The sequence below is a fragment of the Anaerobutyricum hallii DSM 3353 genome, assembly GCF_000173975.1.
Taxonomy (GTDB): Bacteria; Bacillota; Clostridia; order Lachnospirales; family Lachnospiraceae; genus Anaerobutyricum; species Anaerobutyricum hallii.
In genome coordinates, this window is record NZ_ACEP01000105.1 from 14,910 (window position 1) to 36,543 (window position 21,634).

20 protein-coding genes are annotated in these 21,634 nt (G+C 40.4%); all 20 read left to right on the forward strand.

The features are described 5' to 3' along the window. Window positions 1–16: 16 nt before the first annotated feature. Window positions 17–895 carry a YicC/YloC family endoribonuclease gene (locus EUBHAL_RS10385; RefSeq protein WP_044923047.1) on the forward strand — a complete coding sequence of 293 codons (879 nt, stop codon included), beginning with the start codon at window positions 17–19 and terminating at the stop codon, window positions 893–895. Between the two features lie 11 nt (window positions 896–906). Then, window positions 907–1,176: a DUF370 domain-containing protein gene (locus tag EUBHAL_RS10390; RefSeq protein ID WP_005349119.1), complete on the forward strand. Its 270-nt coding sequence runs from the start codon at window positions 907–909 to the stop codon at window positions 1,174–1,176. Beyond that, on the forward strand, window positions 1,166–1,813 hold the full coding sequence (gene gmk / locus EUBHAL_RS10395) for a guanylate kinase (RefSeq protein WP_005349121.1): 648 nt from the start codon (window positions 1,166–1,168) through the stop codon (window positions 1,811–1,813). The genes EUBHAL_RS10390 and gmk overlap by 11 nt, the downstream gene beginning before the upstream one ends. 36 nt (window positions 1,814–1,849) lie before the next feature. After that, window positions 1,850–2,170: a DNA-directed RNA polymerase subunit omega gene (rpoZ, locus tag EUBHAL_RS10400; RefSeq protein ID WP_022170009.1), complete on the forward strand. Its 321-nt coding sequence runs from the start codon at window positions 1,850–1,852 to the stop codon at window positions 2,168–2,170. Window positions 2,171–2,189: 19 nt separating this feature from the next. Further along, complete coding sequence (locus EUBHAL_RS14900) at window positions 2,190–2,972, forward strand: VanZ family protein (RefSeq protein WP_049940657.1); 783 nt, start codon at window positions 2,190–2,192, stop codon at window positions 2,970–2,972. Window positions 2,973–3,036: 64 nt separating this feature from the next. Next, window positions 3,037–4,497 carry a UDP-N-acetylmuramoyl-L-alanyl-D-glutamate--2,6-diaminopimelate ligase gene (locus tag EUBHAL_RS10415; protein WP_005349127.1) on the forward strand — a complete coding sequence of 487 codons (1,461 nt, stop codon included), beginning with the start codon at window positions 3,037–3,039 and terminating at the stop codon, window positions 4,495–4,497. A gap of 15 nt (window positions 4,498–4,512) precedes the next feature. After that, the gene (priA, locus tag EUBHAL_RS10420) at window positions 4,513–6,765 is read left to right on the forward strand and encodes a replication restart helicase PriA (RefSeq protein WP_005349129.1); all 2,253 of its coding nucleotides are present in this window, start codon (window positions 4,513–4,515) and stop codon (window positions 6,763–6,765) included. A 147-nt stretch (window positions 6,766–6,912) separates the two neighbouring features. Next, window positions 6,913–7,389: a peptide deformylase gene (def, locus tag EUBHAL_RS10425; RefSeq protein ID WP_005349132.1), complete on the forward strand. Its 477-nt coding sequence runs from the start codon at window positions 6,913–6,915 to the stop codon at window positions 7,387–7,389. Beyond that, window positions 7,380–8,315: a methionyl-tRNA formyltransferase gene (gene fmt / locus EUBHAL_RS10430; RefSeq protein ID WP_005349135.1), complete on the forward strand. Its 936-nt coding sequence runs from the start codon at window positions 7,380–7,382 to the stop codon at window positions 8,313–8,315. The genes def and fmt overlap by 10 nt, the downstream gene beginning before the upstream one ends. Window positions 8,316–8,418: 103 nt before the next feature. Further along, window positions 8,419–9,780: a 16S rRNA (cytosine(967)-C(5))-methyltransferase RsmB gene (gene rsmB, locus EUBHAL_RS10435; protein WP_242648780.1), complete on the forward strand. Its 1,362-nt coding sequence runs from the start codon at window positions 8,419–8,421 to the stop codon at window positions 9,778–9,780. Window position 9,781: 1 nt separating this feature from the next. Next, window positions 9,782–10,831: a dual-specificity RNA methyltransferase RlmN gene (gene rlmN / locus EUBHAL_RS10440; protein ID WP_005349139.1), complete on the forward strand. Its 1,050-nt coding sequence runs from the start codon at window positions 9,782–9,784 to the stop codon at window positions 10,829–10,831. Further along, on the forward strand, window positions 10,828–11,559 hold the full coding sequence (locus EUBHAL_RS10445) for a Stp1/IreP family PP2C-type Ser/Thr phosphatase (RefSeq protein WP_005349143.1): 732 nt from the start codon (window positions 10,828–10,830) through the stop codon (window positions 11,557–11,559). The genes rlmN and EUBHAL_RS10445 overlap by 4 nt, the downstream gene beginning before the upstream one ends. A 5-nt stretch (window positions 11,560–11,564) precedes the next feature. Next, window positions 11,565–13,661 (forward strand): Stk1 family PASTA domain-containing Ser/Thr kinase, encoded by a 2,097-nt coding sequence (gene pknB / locus EUBHAL_RS10450; protein ID WP_044923049.1) that lies wholly within the window; start codon window positions 11,565–11,567, stop codon window positions 13,659–13,661. Between the two features lie 82 nt (window positions 13,662–13,743). Beyond that, window positions 13,744–14,622, forward strand: coding sequence for a ribosome small subunit-dependent GTPase A (gene rsgA, locus EUBHAL_RS10455; RefSeq protein WP_022170001.1), 879 nt, complete (start codon window positions 13,744–13,746; stop codon window positions 14,620–14,622). A gap of 194 nt (window positions 14,623–14,816) precedes the next feature. Further along, window positions 14,817–15,512, forward strand: coding sequence for a thiamine diphosphokinase (locus EUBHAL_RS10460; RefSeq protein ID WP_081452293.1), 696 nt, complete (start codon window positions 14,817–14,819; stop codon window positions 15,510–15,512). 240 nt (window positions 15,513–15,752) lie between these two features. Beyond that, the gene (locus EUBHAL_RS10465) at window positions 15,753–16,793 is read left to right on the forward strand and encodes a leucine-rich repeat domain-containing protein (RefSeq protein ID WP_005349153.1); all 1,041 of its coding nucleotides are present in this window, start codon (window positions 15,753–15,755) and stop codon (window positions 16,791–16,793) included. A 394-nt stretch (window positions 16,794–17,187) separates the two neighbouring features. Further along, complete coding sequence (gene ychF / locus EUBHAL_RS10470; protein WP_005349155.1) at window positions 17,188–18,285, forward strand: redox-regulated ATPase YchF; 1,098 nt, start codon at window positions 17,188–17,190, stop codon at window positions 18,283–18,285. Between the two features lie 585 nt (window positions 18,286–18,870). Beyond that, on the forward strand, window positions 18,871–19,767 hold the full coding sequence (lgt, locus tag EUBHAL_RS10475; protein WP_005349162.1) for a prolipoprotein diacylglyceryl transferase: 897 nt from the start codon (window positions 18,871–18,873) through the stop codon (window positions 19,765–19,767). A gap of 130 nt (window positions 19,768–19,897) precedes the next feature. After that, window positions 19,898–20,680, forward strand: a complete 783-nt coding sequence (locus EUBHAL_RS10480) for an ABC transporter permease (RefSeq protein ID WP_005349165.1) — start codon at window positions 19,898–19,900, stop codon at window positions 20,678–20,680. Next, window positions 20,680–21,417, forward strand: coding sequence for an ABC transporter ATP-binding protein (locus EUBHAL_RS10485; RefSeq protein ID WP_005349168.1), 738 nt, complete (start codon window positions 20,680–20,682; stop codon window positions 21,415–21,417). Before EUBHAL_RS10480 ends, EUBHAL_RS10485 begins: the two co-directional genes overlap by 1 nt. Window positions 21,418–21,634: the final 217 nt, after the last annotated feature.

Below are 21,634 nucleotides of genomic sequence, written 5' to 3' on the forward strand. Positions count from 1 at the left end.
ATGAGGTGAGAGAAAAGTGATTAAGAGCATGACAGGATTCGGACGTGGCGAGAGCGTGTCAGAGGACTGTAAAGTAACTGTGGAGATTAAGGCAGTAAACCACAGATATTGCGATCTGAATATGAAGCTTCCAAGAAAGCTTAATTATTTAGAGGCAGATATCCGAAGTTTTTTAAAACAGTCTATCCAGCGAGGTAAGGTAGATGTTTTCATAAATTATGAAGATTTATCTGCAAAGGATGTGAATGTCCGCCTGAATGAAGAATTAGGTAAGGAATATTATGCAGCCCTCACAAAGCTTGGAGAGACACTTGGAATCTCCAGTGATGTGACAGCTTTACAGATTGGAAGATTCCCTGACGTACTTTCTTTAGAAGATGTGGCAGTCAATCAGGAATCCATAAAGGAACAGCTTATGAAAGCTCTCTCAGAGGCAGCAGGTCACTTTTCTGACAGCAGAGAAAAAGAAGGCGAAAATCTTAAGACGGATATTCTTGCCAAGTTAGAAGGAATGAAGGAAAATGTTGCTTTTATTGAGGAGCGTTATCCATCAATTGTCAGCGAATACCGCAAAAAACTTGAAGATAAAGTTGCAGAACTTTTAGGAGATACGAATGTAGATGAGAACCGAATCGCCGCAGAAGTTGTCATTTATTCTGATAAAATCTGCGTGGACGAGGAGACGGTCCGATTAAAGAGCCACATTGACGGAATGAGAGATGAACTTTTAAAAGGCGGCAATGTTGGACGTAAACTTGACTTTATTGCACAGGAAATGAACCGGGAAGCTAACACGATTTTATCAAAGGCGAACGACATTGAAGTCTCTGATCATGCAATTGATTTAAAAACAGAGATTGAAAAAATCAGAGAACAGGTGCAGAATATAGAGTAGACGGAGAGAAAATGGCAGATTTTATTAATGTAGGTTTTGGAAATATGGTGAATGGAGATAAGATTATTTCCATGGTCAGTACAGACGCTGCACCAATCAAGCGAATGATTCAGAATGCAAGAGACGAGGGTAAGGCAGTTGATGCCACCTGTGGACGGCGTACAAGAGCAGTACTTGTCATGGAAAGCGGACATCTTATTTTATCTGCCCTCACGACAGATACATTATCTTCGAGATGCCATAGCAAACGCAATGATGAGGATGAGGAAAATGAAAGATAAGGGAACATTAGTTGTAATTTCCGGATTTTCCGGTGCAGGCAAGGGAACTGTTTCAAAGGCTCTCGTTGAAAAGTTTGGCTACAGCCTTTCTGTTTCAGCGACCACCCGTCAGCCAAGAGAAGGCGAACAGGACGGAAGAGAGTACTATTTTAAATCAGAAGATGACTTTTTGCGTCTGATTGATTATAATGGTTTTATCGAATATGCACAGTATGTAGACCATTATTATGGAACTCCACGTAAGTTTGTGGAAGATGAACTTGCCGCAGGTCATGTCGTAATCCTTGAGATTGAAGTACAGGGTGCGATGAAGATTAAAGAGCAGTATCCAGAAGCGATTCTGTTATTTATTACTGCACCATCTATTGATGTACTTAAGAACAGGCTTATCGGACGTGGAACAGAGACCGCGGAAGTAGTAGAAAAGCGTATGCGAAGAGCTGCAGAAGAAGCAGAAAGCATTGATCAGTATGAATTCATTGTCAGCAATGAAGAAGGAAAGCTTGAAGATTGCATGAATACGATTCATTCAATCATCGAGAGTGAGTCCTGTCGTATTACAAAGAGACAGGAGTTTGTAGAAAGCCTTCGAGAAGGTTTGCAGCAATATAAAGAAAATACAGAAAAAGACAAATAGAACCTTAAAAAGGACAAATAGAAAGGAGAATCACTTATGTTACATCCATCTTATACAGAATTAATGGAAAAGATTAATAAAGAGGGCGAGACAGGAGAAGAACCAGTTATCAACAGCCGTTATTCCATCGTTATTGCAACTTCTAAGAGAGCAAGAGAGATTATTGGAGGAGATGAACCTTTAGTTAATGGAATGGAAGGAGAGAAGCCTTTATCCATCGCCGTTAAGGAATTATACGATTCTAAGATTAAGATTCTTCCAGGAGATGAAGAGAATATGGAAGATGAAGAACATCTTTCCAGTGAAGAGTTTGAAGAATTAGGAGAAGTTGATCCGGCATTTACAAATGTGGAGTAAGAGGGAGGCAGACACCAGTATGCGGGGTCTGCCTTTTTATGTAAAGAGGGAGGCTTTTGCCAGGGCAGATGCCAGACAAAGAGTAGCATACATTTTATCAGTGGTACTGGTAATTACTATGCTGTGTGTGATTTTTCGGTTTTCTGCCGCGGATGCCACACATTCCTCACATTTAAGCGAGGGGGTATGTATCCGATTAGTCCGTGAATTAAACTCGGTTTTTCCAGAACAGTTTCCAAAAGAGAAGCTGGTGAAAGTGGCAGAAGCAATCGAGTATCCGATAAGAAAATGCGCGCATTTTACAGAATATGCAGTGCTTGGTATTACGGTGAATCTCTATTTGTGGATGTGTTATCGAATGGAGATGCTTTTGAGCAGAAAGAAAAAAGCAAAAGATATACAACGGACAGAGGAAAAATTACAAAAAACTGTAAAACAGAAAGCTGTAGTACAGGAGAATGTACTGCCGGAAATAAGAAATATCAAAGAGAAAGTTACAGCACAGGAATCAGCAACACAGGAAACAGAAATTGCCAGACAGACAGTAGAAAACACTGAACAAAAGATGGAGCTATCCATCTGGAATTTCATCATAAGGGCAGAAATCTTTTGCGCCTTATATGCCTGCAGTGATGAGTTTCATCAGTACTTTGTGCCAGGAAGAAGCTGCAAGTTCTTTGATGTCTGTGTGGACAGTACCGGCACATTTTTCGGTGCGTTGCTGTTCTGGGGAATTTTTCATCTGCGAGAACAAAAAAGAGAACGAAAAAGACAGGAAATTTCTAAAAAGAGTAAAAGTTGACGCTTTTTTAGAAAACAGATACAATAAAAAACATAGAATTCTGCGATTGAAGGGAGGAATTGGAATGAAGTGTAGTCAGTTATTAGAACATTTAGAATATACATGTTTACAGGGAAGTACCGATGTAAAGGTTACTGCGGTAGTGAACGATTCAAGAAAGATAGAAGAAGGATGCCTTTTCTTATGTATTAAGGGAGCAGCTTTTGATGGACATAAGTTTGCAGCAGAGGCTGCTGAAAAGGGAGCCGCTGTTTTAGTCGTAGAGGATGAAGTAGAGGTACCGGACAGTGTGACTGTCATTAAGGTAGACAACACCCGCTATGCGATGGCATTGATTTCTGCCGCATGGTTTGGTTATCCAGCAGAGGAACTTACCACAATCGCTGTTACCGGAACAAAGGGCAAGACAACAACAACCTATATGGTGAAGTCTCTCTTAGAGGAGGCTGGACATAAGGTTGGTGTGATTGGAACAATCGAGGTTGTGATCGGACAGGAACATATCCCAGTGAATAACACAACACCGGAATCTTATGACATCCACAGCTATTTCAGAAAGATGGCAGAGGAAGACTGTGACGTTGTTGTTATGGAAGCGTCCTCTCAGGGATTTAAGCTTGACAGAACTGCTGGAATTATGTTTGATTACGGCTTATTTACGAACCTTTCTCCAGACCATATCGGACCGAACGAGCATAAGGACTTTGCAGAATACCTTTCCTGCAAGGCAAAGTTATTTAACCAGTGCCGCTATGGTTATGCGAATATTGATGATGAGCATTTTGCAGAGATTACAAAGAATGCGACCTGCCCGATTGAGACATTTGGTTTAAATGAAAACGCAGATTTAGTAGCGTATGATGTGGAACTGACAAGAGACAGAGACTTCCTCGGCGTAGACTTTGGTTTAAAGGGAACCTGCGAAGGTAAGATTTCCTGTGGTGTGCCGGGAACATTTAACGTACATAATGCGTTAGGTGCGATCAGTATTGCCGGTCATATGGGTGTTACCGTAGAGCAGATGAACAAGGCACTTCGCCACTTCAGCGTAAAGGGAAGAGTACAGATTGTTCCGACAGGATATGACTATACATTAATTATTGACTACGCACATAATGCCGTAGCCTTAGAGAGCATTTTAAATACATTACGAGCTTATGATCCACCAAGATTGATCAGTTTATTTGGCTGTGGTGGTAACCGTTCCAAACTCCGCCGTTATGAGATGGGTGAGGTATCCGGAAAGCTTGCGGACTTTACGATTATTACTTCCGATAACCCAAGATTTGAAGAGCCACAGGCAATCATTGATGATATTTTAATTGGAATGAAGAAGACAGACGGAGAATATATTTCTATTATTGACCGTCATGAGGCAATCTCTTACGCTATGCATCATGCACAGCCAGGAGACATCGTTGTTCTCGCCGGAAAAGGACATGAGACCTATCAGGAGATTGAAGGCAAGAAGTATCATATGAGCGAAGAAGAAATCGTTCAGGATGTTTTAGATGGCAAATATTAAAGAAAAGGAAGGATTATGGGAGACAGTAATACAAGATATGCTGATATAATCATTGATATTTCCCATGAGGCACTCGACAGGGTATTCCAGTACAGGGTGCCTCTTTCCTTATGGAAAGAAGTGCGGCCAGGCAGCAGAGTTTTTGTTCCGTTTGGAAGAGGAAACCGGGAGACGGAGGGCTATGTTGTCGCGATTCGCCCGGAAGCAGATTATGAAGAAAGTAAGATTAAAGAAATTCTCCGGGTAAATACAGAGGGAGTTTCTGTGGAGTCAGAACTTATCAAGGTTGCTTCTTTCTTAAAAGAACAATATGGTTCCACGATGATACAGGCCCTTCGCACTGTGCTTCCGGTAAAAGCAAAAATGAAACCCAAAGAAGAAGTATTTATTACTCTTTCTGCAGATATAGAAGCTGCACAGAAGCTTCTTGCCGAATGGGAGCAGAAGCATTATGTGGCGAGGGCAAGATTTCTTTTCCTGTTAATAGAAAAGGGAAGAATCACGAAGGAAGAAGCAGTAAAAGGCTGTAACTTTCCGCTAAAAGAGATACGAAGACTCGCAGAGCAGGGCATTGTAAAGTTAGAGTCAAGGATTAAGTACAGGAATCCATTCCCAGAGCTTACAAAGAGAAGTACAGGATGGCCGCTCAATGAAGAACAGCAGGCGGTCGCAGACAACTTTCAGAAAGACTATGACAATGGAAAGCGGGGGACTTATCTCCTTTACGGTGTGACGGGAAGTGGAAAGACAGAAGTGTATCTTGCACTAATTGAACAGGTACTTGCAAAGAAAAAGCAAGTAATTGTACTGATTCCAGAGATTTCGTTAACGTATCAGACGGTGAGACGTTTTTATGAACGGTTTGGAGAGCGGATTGCTGTCATTAATTCGAGAATGTCAAAGGGAGAAAAGTCCGATGCCTGTGAGCGGATAAGGGCAGGAGAAGCCGATGTGATTATCGGGGCACGCTCCGCACTGTTTGCTCCGACGGAGAGACTTGGACTGATTATCATTGACGAGGAACATGACGGAGCGTATAAGAGTGATACTTCTCCGAAATATCATGCAAGAGAGACGGCAGTTTACCGGGCAGGTCTTTGCGGGGCAAGTGTTGTCTTAGGTTCAGCCACCCCGTCAGTAGAAGCGTATGCGAGAGCATTAAGTGGAGAATATAAACTGTGGACCCTGAAAAAGCGAGCGGGAAATGCGATGCTTCCAACTACGCAGATTATTGACCTGAGAGAAGAATTTAAAAAAGGAAACCGCTCGATTTTCAGCGGGGAATTACACAAAAAAATAGAAGAACGTCTGGCAAAAAAGGAACAGATTATGCTATTTTTAAATCGGCGTGGTTTTGCAGGATTTGTTTCCTGTCGTGCCTGTGGACAGGTTATCAAGTGCCCACACTGTGATGTGACACTTACTTACCATAGGAATGGAAAGCTACGCTGCCATTACTGTGGTTATGAAGAAACTTTTATAAAGCAGTGTCCGATTTGCAAAAGCTCACATGTAGCCACATTTGGTCTTGGAACAGAAAAGGTAGAGGCGGCACTCCATGCAGAGTTTCCGACAGCCAGAGTGCTCCGTATGGATATGGATACGACAAGAAGAAAGCATGCCCATGAGGAGATGCTTGCCGCATTTTCTAAGGGTGAGGCAGATATTCTTTTAGGAACACAGATGATCGTAAAGGGGCATGATTATGCTAATGTAACGCTGGTAGGGATTCTAGCGGCAGATTTATCCCTTCATGAACAGGATTTCCGAAGTGGAGAGAAAACATTTCAGCTTCTCTGTCAGGCAGCAGGAAGGGCAGGAAGAGGAGACAAAAGAGGGGATGTTATCATCCAGACCTATTCGCCGGAGCATTATTCAATTACAACAGCAGCGGAGCATTCGTATGAGAACTTTTTTAAGGAAGAGTACACTTACCGTCAGTTAATGGGATACCCACCGTGTGCACACATGCTTGTAATCCTGGTACAGTCAGGAGATGAATCACAGTCCGTCGTTGCGAGACTCCGCATTGAGAAAATGATTGAGCAAAGCCAGGTAGGACAGGAAGTACCCGTACAGATTTTAGCACCAGGACAGGCAAGCCTTTCCAAGTTAAAAGATGTGTATAGACAGGTGCTTTACTTAAAACATAAAGATAAAGAGACATTACTGGATTTAAAAAGAAGATTAGAGCCTGTTTTAGAGAAGCATCCAATGTTTGCAGGAATAACGATTCAGTTTGATTTTGACCCACTGTCGCATTACTAGAAAGCATTTTTCAAACACGCTCTAAGTGACTTTACGGCAGGCGTTTGCAATGTTATAATTAAAGATACAGCTTTTTGTATAACCATTATAAAAAGATAGAATAAAAGATAAAATAAGAAAGATAAAGGAATACCAGGAGGAAAAGAAATGGCAATTCGTAAAATCCGCTTTATTGGCGACCCATGTTTAAATAAAGTATGTAAACCAGTACAGAAAATCACACCATCCATTGAGACGTTGATTGAGGATATGTTTGATACTATGTATGAGGCAAGAGGTGTTGGTCTTGCAGCACCACAGGTAGGAATTTTAAGAAGAATCTGTGTCATTGACGTTATGGACGAAGATCCTATCATCCTTATCAATCCAGAAATCATTGAAACAGCTGGTGAGCAGACAGATGAGGAAGGATGCTTAAGCATTCCGGGTAAATGTGCCAGCGTAACAAGAGCTGATTATGTAAAAGTGAAGTCTTTTGATATGGAGTTAAATCCAGTAATTATCGAGGGAGAGGGACTTCGTGCAAGAGCATTACAACATGAGATAGACCATCTTGACGGTGTGCTTTACGGCGAGAGAGCGAATGAGCCATATCATGATGTGGAGGAAGAAGAATGCGAGTAGTATTTATGGGAACACCGGACTTTGCGGTCCCTACGTTAGCAGCTCTTATAGAGAACCATGAAGTTGTCGGTGTAGTAACACAGCCGGATAAGAGAAAAGGTCGCGGTAAGGCGATGGCATTTACTCCGGTAAAAGAGAAGGCTTTAGAGTATGACATTCCTGTTTATCAGCCAGTAAAGGTAGGAGAAGAAGAATTTATCGAGATTCTTCGCGGACTCAATCCTGAAGTTATCGTTGTAGCTGCTTTTGGACAGATTCTCCCAGAAAGCATTTTAAATATGCCAAAGTATGGATGTATTAACGTACATGCTTCCTTACTTCCAAAGTACCGTGGAGCTGCCCCGATTCAGTGGTCCATCATTGATGGGGAAAAAGAAACGGGTGTAACAATCATGTACATGGAAAAAGGGCTTGATACCGGAGATATGATTGACAAAGTTGTTGTACCGATTGATACAAAAGAAACAGGAGAGTCACTTCATGATAAGTTAGCAGCGGCAGGCGGCCCGTTATTATTAGAAGTACTTGATAAGTTAGAAGCAGGAACTGCAGTACGCACTCGGCAAAATGATGAGGAGAGCTGCTATGCAAAGATGCTTACAAAAGATTTAGGTAAGATTGACTGGAATAAAGATGCCGCTTCAATTGAACGTCTGATCCGCGGGCTTAACTCCTGGCCAAGTGCCTATACCGCTTTCCACGATAAAACTTTGAAAATCTGGGATGCTGATGTGGAGAAGGAAAATGGAAGCGCACAGCCGGGAGCTGTTGCAAAAGTGACTTCCGATGCTATTTATGTACAGACAGGAGAGGGACTTCTTAAAATCAATGAAGTACAGATTCAGGGTAAAAAGAGAATGCCGGTTAAAGCTTTTCTTCTTGGACATAAGGTAGAGGAAGGTACTCTTCTGGGAGAGAATGCTTAATACAATATTAAAAATTATTTTGTAATATTGAGTTATAATATATCTAGTAGGTTGCATTTATTGCATGAATTGTAGCAGAACAAAACAGACACGAAGAAAGGAAATGCAGATGGAGAAGCGGACAGATATGAGGGCAGAGGCTCTTGATACGCTGATTGATATTGAAAGAAATAAAAAGCTTTCCCACATCGCAATCGGGGAGACACTGATGCGGAACCAGTTTGAAAAAAAGGCAGACAGGGCTTTTTATACCAGACTTTGTGAGGGAGTGACCGAGAGAAAGATTTATCTCGATTATATTCTAGACCACTATTCAAAAACACCGATGAAGAAATGTAAGCCACTCATCCGTTCTCTTCTGCGAATGGGAGCTTATCAGATTCTCTTTATGGATGTAAGAGATGCGGCAGCCTGTTCGGAGGCGGTATCTCTTGCAAAGAAAAGAGGATTTGGCAGACTGAGCGGCTTTGTAAATGGAGTGCTCCGCACTCTTGTAAGAGAAAAGGAAAACCTTCCGGTTCCAGATAAAAAAGACGATGTAAAGTATGTAAGTATTATCTATTCCGTACCCGAATGGCTGAGTAAGCTCATCATAGAACAGTATGGGAAGGAAAGTGCAGAGAAGATTTTTGCTTCTTTCCTGGAGGCAAGACCGCTCACAATCCGTACCAATTTAAGCAAGACAACACCGGAAGAACTGGAAAAAGAATTGGAAGAGGCAGGAGTAAAAGTAGAAAAAGGGAATTATCTCCCGTATGCCTTTACCATTTCTAATCTCAATTATCTTGGAAAGATTGCCGCTTTCCGCCAGGGAAAGTTTGCTGTACAGGATGAGAGTTCCCAGCTTGCAGTAGCAATCGCAGATATAAATGAGGGCGATTTTGTTCTTGATGTCTGTGCAGCGCCGGGTGGAAAGACATTCCATGCGGCGGACAGATTAAAGGGAGCAGGAAAGGTCCTTTCCAGAGATTTGACAGAATATAAAACAGAACTCATTGAGGAGAATAAAGACCGGATGCACTACGAGAATGTAGAGGTGCAGCAATGGGATGCGTTAGAGGAAGATGAAAGTCTGTTAGAAAGTGTAGATGTGCTTCTTGCAGACCTGCCTTGCAGCGGACTTGGCATTATGGGCAGAAAGAACGATATTAAATACCAGATGACAGAGGAACAGCTTGGCGAACTTGCCGCTTTGCAAAGGCAGATACTTTCTGTCGTATGGAAGTATGTAAAGCCGGGCGGCCAGATGATATTTTCTACCTGTACTTTGAATAAAGGGGAGAATGCAGAGAACATAAAGTGGATTGAGGAAAATACACCATTACATCTGGTATCTATCGAGGAGTATCTGCCACAGAATCTTAAAAACCGAACAGGAAGTCAGGGATATTTACAGCTCATACCGGGAGAAGATACCTGCGACGGCTTCTTTATTTCTAAATTTAAAAGACCGGAGGCGAAGTAGTATGGATTCTAGTATGGATTTAAAGTCCATGACATTAGAGGAACTGACCGATTGTGTCATGGAACTTGGTGAGAAAAAGTTCCGGGCAAAGCAGATTTATGGATGGCTTCATCAAAAACTCGTAAGAAGTCCGGAAGAGATGAAGAATGTTCCAGCCAAATGTATTGAAAAGCTTTTAAAAGAGCATCCATTCTATGGAGTAGAAGAAGTAGAACATTACGAGTCGAAGATAGACGGCACACAGAAGTTTTTATTTTCGCTCCACGATGGTAACATGGTAGAGAGCGTACTTATGAAGTATAAGCATGGTAATTCTGTCTGTATTTCTTCACAGGCGGGCTGCCGGATGGGCTGCCGGTTTTGTGCATCTACCTTGCTGGGACTTTCAAGAAATCTGTATCCATCCGAAATGCTTGATCAGATTTATGCGATTCAGAAGGCAACAGGAGAGAGAGTTTCCCATCTGGTTGTTATGGGAACAGGAGAACCTTTTGATAACTTTGAGTCTTTATGCCGGATGATTGAATTACTTTGTTCGCCAGATGGCTTAAATATCAGTCACAGAAATATTACCGTATCTACTTGTGGAATTGTGCCAAAGATTTATGAATTTGCAGACAGAAATCCACAGGTAACATTGGCAATTTCCTTACATTCACCGAATGATACGATGCGAAGAGAGCTTATGCCAATCGCCAATAAATATTCGATGGATGAATTGATGGAAGCTGCCAGATATTATACCAGAACAACTGGAAGAAGAATTACATTTGAATACAGCCTCGTAAAAGGGGTTAATGATAAAAAGGAACACGCACAGGAACTCATTTCCAGAGTAAAAGGAATGAACTGTCATATTAATCTGATTCCGGTTAACCCGATTAAGGAAAGAGATTTTGAGCAGTCAACGCAGAATAATGTAGCAGCATTTAAACATATATTGGAGAGACAACATATTCAGGTAACTGTGCGCCGGGAGATGGGAAGAGATATCCAGGCAGCCTGCGGACAGTTAAGAAAGAGCTATAAAGAAAGGAGTGGGGACGAATGAAATCTTTCGGCATGACGGACATCGGAAGAAAGCGAAAAGTAAATCAGGACTATTTGTTTTTTTCCGATGAGCCGGTAGGATGCTTTCCGAACCTCTATATTGTAGCGGACGGAATGGGTGGACATAAAGCTGGAGATAAAGCGTCATCCTATGCAGTAAACCGATTTGTGGAGCTGGCAAGGAAAGAGACAAAAGAGCTTCCTTTCCTTGTTATGGAACGGCTTCTCAATGAAGTGAATGAGGAAGTGTATACGCTGTCTTGTAAAGAAGAACAGTATTCTGGAATGGGAACAACATTTGTTGCGGCAACCGTAGTAGATGGGACAGCATATATTATGAATATAGGGGATAGCCGTCTGTACTATTTTGATGAAAAGATTCATCAGGTGACGATGGATCATTCTCTTGTAGAAGAACTGGTACGGGCAGGAGAACTTGACCGGGCAGAAAGCCGGAATCATCCACAAAAGAATATTATTACAAAGGCCGTGGGAGTGGCAGAAGATGTCCAGCCGGATTTCTTTATCGTAGATATGAAGGAGAATAGCCGGATTTTGCTCTGCTCCGACGGTTTGTCTAACATGGTAGACGATGAAAAACTGGAAGAGATTTTATCAGGGGAAGGAACAGAGGAAGAACTGGCAGAAAAATGTATAGAAGAAGCTTTGTTTTATGGCGGCCTTGATAATATCGCAGTTGTCATCGCCCAGAATAGAAATGGGAGGTGAAGATATTGCTGCAAAAGGGTACTTTTTTAGGTGGAAGATATGAGATACTCGAGCATATTGGCTCAGGAGGAATGGCAGATGTATATAAAGCCAGATGCCATAAGTTAAACCGTTATGTAGCAATAAAGGTTCTGCGCCGGGAATATTGTGATAATGAGAGCTTTGTAAGAAAGTTTACAGTAGAAGCACAGTCAACCGCAGGATTAACACACCCGAATATCGTAAATATTTATGATGCGGGAAATGAAGAGGGTGTACATTATATCGTAATGGAACTTGCAGAAGGCATGACTCTCAAACGATATATCAGACGTTACGGAAGACTCAGTGCCAGAGAGACTGTAGACTTTGCAATTCAGATTGCAAGCGGATTGCAGGCAGCGCATGAACATCACATTATTCACAGAGATATTAAGCCGCAGAATATTTTGGTATCAGATAGTGGTACGATAAAAGTGACAGATTTTGGAATTGCCAGAGCAGCAACTGGGGATGATACGATTTCTTCCAGTGCGATGGGATCTGTGCGCTACCTTTCGCCGGAGCAGGCAAGGGGCGGCTACGCAGACGAAAGAAGCGATATTTATTCTCTGGGAATTACTATTTATGAGATGGCAACTGGAAAGGTTCCGTTTGATGGAGAGAATACAGTAGCAATCGCACTCATGCATTTAAGAGATGAAATTACACCACCAAGATGTTATTTCCCGGATATTCCGGCAAGTCTTGAAAAGATTATCTTAAAATGTACGATGAAACAGCCAGAACAGCGTTATCAGAGTGCGGCAGAACTGATTCTTGATTTACAGAAAGTATTTCTTTCTCCAGATGGAAGTTATGTGTATGTGAATCCGCTCGTAGATGATTCTCCAACAATTCAGAGAAATAAAGAGGATATTACAAAGATAAGAAAGTCATTAAATAAGTCTGGCAACCGAAGAAAAGAGGATAACACAAAAGACAGAATACGAATTAATGAAGAAAATGAAGAGGATGAGGATTATAAAGACGATAAAGAAATGAATCCAAAGCTCGAAAAGATGATTCTTTTAATTACGGTTCTGTTTGGTGTTTTAGTTGCCTGTGTTGTATTTTATTTTATAGGAAATTCATTGCATTTATTCCAGCCATCTTCTGGAACAACACAGCAGAGTACAGAACAGACAACGCAGGACAGAACAAAAGCAACGACAACGGAAGAGAAAAAGACAGAATATGTTAAGATGCCAAAATTACTTGATCTGACGAAGAATGCAGCAGAGGATGAGATGAAGGCAATTGGTTTGAAGGCAGACTTTGCATATGAAAAGGGAAGCAGCAGCGATGACAGCGATCTTATTGTTGTGAAGCAGCAGTATAAAAAAGGAGAATCTCTCGCCGTTGGAACGAAAGTGAAGCTTACGCTTGGCAAAAAGGAATCTTCCACTACTGCAGCAGAAAAGGTGGAAGTACCGGCTTTGGTGAATTATACAGAAAAGAAAGCAGAGCAGGAGTTAAAGAAGCTTGGCCTTAAGGTGAAGAAAGCATATGCTAATAGCGATACGGTCAAAGAAGGCTATGTGATTAAGCAGAGTCCAAAAGGCGGAAGTATCGTAAACACAGGATTTGCAGTAACAATTACTATCAGCAAAGGCGTGAGCAAGACAACAGTGCCATCCTTAATTGGAGTTTCTCAGAGTGTTGCCGAAAGAGAGCTAAACAGAGTGGGATTAAAGCTTGGTTCTGTCAGCTACGATTACAGTGGTGAAGTTGGCGAAGGCGATGTCATTTCCCAGGGAATCGAGTCAGGAACATCTGTAGACAAAGGTACTAAAGTACCGATTGTGCTCAGTCTTGGTGAGCAGGAAAGTTACCGCTACGAAGGCAGCGTGACAATTGATGAACAGCCATTTGATGACGGAGCAAACGGAAGTGTAAAACTTGTGCTCAAACAGGACTCCTGGGAAAGCACGATTTATTCAAAGAGCAGTGTAAGCAATGATGATTTTCCTTTAAATGTTACATTTGAGGGCGACAGAGAAGGCTCAGGAAGCGTGATTATGTATATTGATGGAAAAGAGTATAATACTTACGATGTAAGTTTAAATGCTATTTCAGATTAAGGGAGAGCGTCGCAGTAACGGCTGATTGGCTGTTACTGCCGACGCTTTTGTTTCAATATGTACTACTTTTACGGAGGAAAGAATGACAGGAAAAATAATGAAAGGAATCGGAGGATTTTACTATGTATATGTAGAGGGCAGCGGACTGTATGAGTGTCGTGCCAGAGGAATCTTTCGTAACAAGAAAATGAAACCGAATGTCGGAGACGTTGTGGATATTGATATTTTATCAGAAGAAGAAAAAACAGGAAATCTAGTGAAGATTCACAAAAGAAAAAATCAGCTCATCCGTCCGATGGCAGCAAATGTAGACCAGGCGCTTGTTATATTTGCAGTTCATGAACCCGAACCTAACTTTCACTTGCTGAATCGATTTCTGATCACAATGGAACAGCAGGAAATACCGGTAATTATCTGCTTTAATAAGACAGACTTAGCAACAACAGAGCAAATGCAACAGCTTGAAAAAGATTATGAAAACAGTGGATGTCAGGTGATTTTCCAGGCAGCAGCAACAGGAGAAGGGATTACACAGATAGAAGAACTCCTTCGTGGCAGGACAACAATTATGGCAGGTCCGTCTGGTGTCGGGAAATCTTCTACTTTAAACTGTATTAGTAAAGAAAAACAGATGGAAACCGGTGCAGTCAGTGAAAAAATCAAGCGGGGAAAACACACAACAAGACATTCCGAATTAATTCACATTGGAGAGGATACCTACTTGATGGACACACCAGGATTTAGCTCCCTCTTTCTCGAAAATATCGAAAAAGAAGACCTGAAATATTATTTCCCAGAATTTGAACCTTACGAAAATACCTGCCGCTTTAATGGATGCTGTCATATCCATGAACCAGGATGTGAAGTAAAAAAAGCCTTAGAAGAAGGTAAAATCAGCAAACTCCGCTATGATGATTACTGTATGTTTTATGAAGAATTAGCACAGCAAAAGAAATGGTAATGACTGATGAAACTTGTTTTTCTTCATGGTAGAAAAATCTTTTGAGAAAGTAAGTTATTTATCCTCTTACAGCAAGAAGACTCCGACCTCTAAGGTGGGAGATGAATTGCCAAAAGATTAGAAGAACAAATAAGATAGATTGCTTTGATTAGATGCAGTTAGATATAAAAAGTGAAATATAATATCAGAAGGGAATGAAATATACCATGCAAAACGGAAAGACATTATTAATCGTCAGTGGGGGAAGTATTGATATAAACTTTAGTAAAGAATATATAAAAGATAAAAAATATGACCGAATCATCGCTGCCGATTCCGGACTGGCACACTGTAAAGAAATCGGCATAGAACCAACCGACATTCTCGGTGATTTCGACAGCCTTAAAAATAAGGAACTTCTTGAAGAATATAGAAAAAAAGGTATCCCTCTTCGTGAATTCCCAACAAGAAAAGATTACACAGACACCCATCTTGCAGTAAAATACGCAGTAGATTTAAAACCTCAGAAAGTAACAATTCTCGGCGCAACCGGAACGAGATATGACCATGCATTAGCAAATATCAGCCTGCTCGCATTCCTGAAAGATAATGGAATCGAAGCCAAAATTGTTGATGCACACAATGAAATCGAAATGCTTCACGGCCCCGAAGAACGAAAATATCTCCGTTCCGATATCAAAAATCCACAAAATCCTGGAAAAGAATACTTCTCCATAATTGCTTTTTCCCCAGAAGTAACAGGAATAGACGAAGAAGGATTCTCCTACTCACTGAAAAATGGCACACTGTACAACAAAGAAAGCGTGGGGGTAAGCAATGAGATTATGGCGAAAGAAGCAACACTTCGCGTCAAAAAAGGCTATCTCTTAGTTCTAATCACAAGGGATTGATTGCTATTTAATTCATTAAGCAAACTACAGACGAAGCCATTGCCCCCAATAAGGCATATTTGTGGTCTCGGAGCAAGGTTTGGATGCGAGCGCATGAGCGAACATTCAAACCGCCGCGACTAAAATCACAAATATGCCTTATTGGGGGCAATGGCTTCGTCTGTAGTTTTCCTAGTGAATTAAATAGAAAACTGTGCTATAATGGTGGGGTTTTAATATATCTACAGGAGGAATGTTATAATGAGAAAACAATTTAAAACATTATCTGCCCTGATGTTATCAGCAGTACTTGCTGTATCAGCCCTCCCTTTTTCAAAGGTAGAAGCAAAATCAAAATGGGTAGAAATCAACGGAGTTAACTACGAGATAAACAGAATTACAGGAGAATGTGAGGCAAGCCTGAATGTGAAAAAAGGAAAAAGCGAAGTCCGCATTCCAAATAAGGTAAAGTATCAGGGAGATACTTATAAAGTAACTTTCTTTAGCTGGGATGACTGGGATCAGGATTGGAAAGAGGAAACAAATCGCTCTTATAAACCGGCAGCAGGTTCTTATCAGGCAGTATTAGAGAAGATTACTATCGCAAAAGGTGTTCGTGTTTCTGAACCAGCCTGTCATTACCAGAAGCTGAAAAAAATTGTGTTTGAAGAACCAGCTGGTGTATCTGGAACAGAATTCTATGACTGCCCACAGCTTCAAAGTCTTTACATCCCGAAAAAAGTAAAATACTGGCCTACAGTAAGAAAATGTCCAAAAGTAAAGATTACGATTTCTTCTTCCAATCCTTATTTAAAGGTAATCAACAACGATATCTATTCTAAAAATGGTAAAACACTTTACAGTGTTGCAAGCACAAAGGCAAACTATAAAGTAAAAAAATCTGTAAAAGTAATTGATGATGGTGCTTTTTATAAGAACGACAATATTAAAAGCATTTATCTTCCAGATTCCGTAAAAAAAATCGGAGATGAAGCATTTGGTGACATGAAGAATCTTCAATCTATTCGTTTCAGCAATTCCATCAAAGAATTAGACTACGCTATATTTAACAAATGCAAAAAATTAACAACTGTTAAGCTTCCAAAAAAAATCCAGACGATACGTGGAACTTTCGGTGGAAAGAAAAATTGTTATCTGAAAAAAGTATACATCAATGCAACAAGCTTAAAAAAATGCAATTTAAAAAGTATTCCAAAAACCTGCAAAATATATGTAAAAAACAAAAAAGTAAAACAACAGGTGAAAGGTGCTGGTTTTAAGGGCAAGATTTTAATTCGTTAAGTAACAGACGCCCTCGAAGAAAGAAGTGGGCTGTCTTTGGCTGGAGTTAGTTGAATTGTTGAATTAAGATGAGATGCATTAAAATCATTTCTGCTCACGGCATTCATCCCCAAATCCTTTCAAGATTCTGGGTTTAATTCATCTTGGCTAGCCAAAGACAGAAAATGGAAAGATAATGACTTGCTATTTGTGGCCTCGGAGCAAAGGTTGGATGCGAGCGGGCAAGCGAACATTCAACCTGCAGCGACTAAAGTCACAAATAGCAAGTCATTATCTTTCCATTTTCGTCTACCTAGCTAATAAATTAACCCAGAACCCCCTGTTTTTTTTTTAGGTTCTATGCTAAAATATTAGATTGAAATTATGAACTTAAATACCACAGGAGGAATTTTTTATGAAATTAGGTATCGTTGGCCTTCCTAATGTCGGAAAGAGTACATTATTTAACTCTTTGACAAAGGCAGGAGCAGAGTCAGCCAATTATCCATTCTGTACTATAGACCCTAACATCGGTATTGTTGCCGTTCCAGATCAGCGTCTTAAGGTGCTGTCAGATATGTATGATTCTGCAAAGATTGTTCCGGCTACTATCGAATTTGTTGATATTGCAGGTCTTGTAAAAGGTGCGTCCAAAGGAGAGGGACTTGGTAACCAGTTCCTTGCCAATATCCGTGAAGTAGACGCTATCGTTCACGTTGTACGCTGTTTTGAGGATACCAATGTAATCCATGTTGACGGAAGTGTTGATCCACTTCGTGATATTGAGACAATTAACTTTGAGCTTATTTTCTCTGATATCGAAGTATTAGACCGCCGTATTTCCAAATCTGCCCGCGCAGCACACAATGATAAAAAGATTGCTGCAGAAGTAGAATTCTTAAAGAAAGTAAAAGCACATCTTGAAGATGGACAGCTTGCTAAAACTTTCGTAACAGAAGATGAGGATGAGCAGGCATTATTAAACGAATGTAATCTTCTTACTGCAAAGCCAGTTATTTTTGCCGCTAACGTTTCCGAAGATGACTTAGCAGATGACGGTGCAGAAAATGATTATGTACAGAAAGTAAGAGAATATGCAAAGAGTTGCGAAGCAGAAGTATTTGTTGTATGCGCGCAGATTGAGCAGGAAATCGCTGAACTTGATGATGATGAAAAGGCAATGTTCTTAGAGGACTTAGGATTAAAAGAATCCGGTCTTGAAAAACTTATCAAGGCAAGCTATTCCTTACTCGGACTTATCTCTTATCTTACAGCAGGTCCAATCGAGTCTAAAGCATGGACAATCACCCGTGGAACAAAGGCTCCACAAGCTGCCGGAAAGATTCACTCTGACTTCGAACGAGGCTTTATCAAAGCTGATGTTATCAGCTACGAGGACTTAATCGCAAACGGAAGCATGACTGCCGCAAGAGATAAGGGACTTGTACGCTCTGAGGGAAAAGAATACGTCATGCAGGACGGAGATGTGGTTCTGTTTAAATTTAATGTATAATTTGGTTTAGTAGTAAAACAGACGAAACCATTGAAGCCAATAAGCCATATTTGTGATTTTAGTCGCGGCGTGCTGAATACTCGCTCCGAGACCACAAATATGGCTTATTGGCTTCAATGGTTTCTGTGCTATGGCAGTAAGATGAATGAAACAGTGGGAGGAGATTTGAGGACAGAAGATGATAGCTTCTATTTGCTTCGATATACCTGCAGTAAAGCGAGATTTTTTAATTAGAGGTAACACGGAAAAGTTATAAAATTTCTATAACTCTTATTTGATTCAAGTAAATTAATTCTTTTTCGTTTTAAATGAATCCACATAAGACCGATCATACAAAATATTAATCCAAACCAAATTCAGCCAAAGACAGCTCGTGAAGCAAGCCTATCCCCTATATTTGTGGCCTCGGAGCAAGGTTTAGATGCGAGCGAGTAGAGCGAGCATTTAAACCGCCGCGACTAAAGTCGCAAATATAGGGGATAGGCTTGCTTCATGAGCGTCTGTTTTTCAACCTTCATTTAATTAGATTGAAATTTCCCCCTCCGAGGGATATAATAAAAAGACATTATCAAACAGGAGGACTTTATGCAGTATACAGACATTCGGTTTCCGCATTTAGGAATTGTCCTTTCCCATGTAGGAAGATACATTTCCATCGGAAACTTTCAGATTATGTTTTACGGGATTATCATTGCCTGCGGTTTTTTAGCAGGGCTGGTGGTTGCACAGCAGGAGGCAAAGCGAACTGGGCAGAATCCAGAGATTTATATGGATTATCTGCTGTGGATGATGATTCCGGCGATTATTGGTGCAAGAATTTACTACGTTGTATTTTCATGGGATGCATATAAGGATAACATCCTCGAGATTTTTAATTTAAGACATGGAGGGCTTGGCATTGTCGGAGGTGTGACAATGGCAATTATCGTTCTGTTAATTTTTGCAAAGGTAAGAAAGCAGAGTGCACTTTTAATGCTTGATACAATGACAATGGGACTTCTGCTGGGTCAGATTATGGGACGATGGGGGAACTTCTTTAACAGAGAAGCTTTTGGAGGCTATACGAATGGCCCACTTGCCATGCAGATTCCATTAAAGTATTTTGAACAGTATGGAAGAGTATCTGAACTAAAGACATCAGGAATTCTTGATCATCTTGTGACGTTGACAGTAAATGGAGAGAAGCTTTCGTATATTCAGGTGCACCCGACATTCCTTTATGAGGGATTGTGGAATCTTCTCATATTATTGTGCATTTTCCTGTATCGAAAACATAAGAAGTTTGATGGAGAGCTATTGTGTATTTATCTGATGGGATATGGGGCAGGCCGATTCTTTATTGAGGGACTCCGGGTTGACCAGCTTATCATTGGACACACAGGAATTGCTGTGACCCAGGTAGTATGTATCTGTATTTTTGCCGGAGGACTTTTGGGCATGATTTTAGGGCGCATCAGGCATAAAAAGGGTAAGGCTTGCTAAAGTCGCCTGTTTATGCTATAATTCCATAGGTTTTTACAAAAAATATAGTAACTATTCAGAATGCATTGGCAATATATATGTTGCGAGACTACAATGATTTTGGATAGTTCCAAATTGGCTGGAGGATGTTATGAAGCGATTTTGGAGAGATTTAACAAGTCACTATCGCTACGCCATTTATTCTGCAAAGTCAGAGCTGAAGTCAGAAGTTGCCAACTCTTATCTGAACTGGATATGGTGGGTATTAGAGCCATTCTGTTTCATGCTGATTTATGCATTTATTTTTGGTGTTGTGTTTGAAGCAAGAGAACAGTATTTCCCGGCATTTATTTTTATCGGTATTACTGCCTGGGATTTTTTTAACCGATGTCTGACACAGAGTGTAAAGCTTTTAAAGAATAATAAGTCTATTGTAACTAAGGTATATATACCAAAATTTATTTTGCTCATATCTAAGATGTTTTTTAATGGATATAAGATGTTGTTTTCTTTTGGTATTATCGTCATTATGATTATTTACTTTAGAATACCGATCACGCTGAATATTTTATATGTTATCCCATCATTTATTGTACTCTTTGTTGTTACATTTGCATGTATGACTCATTTGATGCATTATGGTGTATTTATTCAGGATTTAGCGAACGTAACGAACATTGTTCTTCGTATGGTATTCTATATGACAGGTATTTTCTATAATATTGAGAAGAGACTTCCGGCACAGTACACAGGGATTCTTATGAAAGGGAATCCGATGGCTCTTGTTTTGAGCAGTCTCAGAAAGTGTATTTTATACGGGCAGGCACCAGATGTAAAGTGGCTTATCATATGGTTTATCATAGGTATTATTGTTGCTGCATTAGGAGTTCGTAAGATTTATAAGAACGAAAACAGCTATGTAAAGGTGATTTAATGGAAGAGAATAAAAACAGTGCAATCAGTGTAAGGAATGTCTGCATTGATTATAAAAGTTTAAAAACAGGCTCGATTAAACAGAACTTTTTCAAATTAAAAAAGGTAGAACAGGAAGTTTTCCACGCAGTAAGGAATGTATCTTTTGAGGTTCCGGAAGGGCAGATTCTTGGAATTACCGGAAAGAACGGAAGTGGAAAGTCTACGATGCTTCGTGCAATCGCAGGAATTTTCTCTGCGGATAGTGGAGAGATTGATCTTCATGGACATACGATTTCATTACTTTCTATCGGTGTAGGATTTAAGAATGAACTTTCCGGAAGAGAGAATATCATTTTATCTGGTATGCTCCTTGGATTCTCAAGAGAGTTTATTATTGAGAAGATGCCGGAGATTATTGAATTTGCCGGAATCGGTAACTTCATTGATATGCCGGTAAAGACATATTCTAGTGGTATGTATTCTAAGCTTGCATTCTCTATCACAGCGATTCTTGAGACAGAGATTATGCTCATTGATGAGGTACTTAGTGTAGGTGACCAGAAGTTTAAGAAGAAGAGCTACAACAAGATGAAAGAGCTCATTTCTAAGAGAGACCGTACCGTAGTTATCGTATCGCACAGTATGTCTACTTTAGAGGATTTATGTGATCAGATTATCTGGATGCATGATGGGGAAATCGTAATGTACGATAAGCCGGAGATTGTATTGCCGGTTTATACGGATTTTATGAGATAATGTATATCAGATGTGAGATGACTCCACATCTGCAGGTGGCGAGCAACAAATCAGTAACAGGTGAGTTCGTAATGGTTTAGAGTCAAACCAGAGAGAAATTTTATAATAAAAGAACAATAAATCTATAATAAAAAGATTTGTTATAGGATGAAATAACAGAAAAAGGGGAACGGTTGTTTTTTGTGGACAATCGTTCTTTTTCTTTAGAGCGTGTTTG

Coding starts and splice junctions, on each gene's coding strand:
- EUBHAL_RS10390 (WP_005349119.1), top strand. CDS start 907: ATGGCAGATTTTATTAATGTAGGTTTTGGAAATATGGTGAATGGAGAT.
- gmk (WP_005349121.1), top strand. CDS start 1,166: ATGAAAGATAAGGGAACATTAGTTGTAATTTCCGGATTTTCCGGTGCA.
- rpoZ (WP_022170009.1), top strand. CDS start 1,850: ATGTTACATCCATCTTATACAGAATTAATGGAAAAGATTAATAAAGAG.
- EUBHAL_RS14900 (WP_049940657.1), top strand. CDS start 2,190: ATGCGGGGTCTGCCTTTTTATGTAAAGAGGGAGGCTTTTGCCAGGGCA.
- EUBHAL_RS10415 (WP_005349127.1), top strand. CDS start 3,037: ATGAAGTGTAGTCAGTTATTAGAACATTTAGAATATACATGTTTACAG.
- priA (WP_005349129.1), top strand. CDS start 4,513: ATGGGAGACAGTAATACAAGATATGCTGATATAATCATTGATATTTCC.
- def (WP_005349132.1), top strand. CDS start 6,913: ATGGCAATTCGTAAAATCCGCTTTATTGGCGACCCATGTTTAAATAAA.
- fmt (WP_005349135.1), top strand. CDS start 7,380: ATGCGAGTAGTATTTATGGGAACACCGGACTTTGCGGTCCCTACGTTA.
- rsmB (WP_242648780.1), top strand. CDS start 8,419: ATGCAGATGGAGAAGCGGACAGATATGAGGGCAGAGGCTCTTGATACG.
- rlmN (WP_005349139.1), top strand. CDS start 9,782: ATGGATTCTAGTATGGATTTAAAGTCCATGACATTAGAGGAACTGACC.
- EUBHAL_RS10445 (WP_005349143.1), top strand. CDS start 10,828: ATGAAATCTTTCGGCATGACGGACATCGGAAGAAAGCGAAAAGTAAAT.
- rsgA (WP_022170001.1), top strand. CDS start 13,744: ATGACAGGAAAAATAATGAAAGGAATCGGAGGATTTTACTATGTATAT.
- EUBHAL_RS10460 (WP_081452293.1), top strand. CDS start 14,817: ATGAAATATACCATGCAAAACGGAAAGACATTATTAATCGTCAGTGGG.
- EUBHAL_RS10465 (WP_005349153.1), top strand. CDS start 15,753: ATGAGAAAACAATTTAAAACATTATCTGCCCTGATGTTATCAGCAGTA.
- ychF (WP_005349155.1), top strand. CDS start 17,188: ATGAAATTAGGTATCGTTGGCCTTCCTAATGTCGGAAAGAGTACATTA.
- lgt (WP_005349162.1), top strand. CDS start 18,871: ATGCAGTATACAGACATTCGGTTTCCGCATTTAGGAATTGTCCTTTCC.
- EUBHAL_RS10480 (WP_005349165.1), top strand. CDS start 19,898: ATGAAGCGATTTTGGAGAGATTTAACAAGTCACTATCGCTACGCCATT.
- EUBHAL_RS10485 (WP_005349168.1), top strand. CDS start 20,680: ATGGAAGAGAATAAAAACAGTGCAATCAGTGTAAGGAATGTCTGCATT.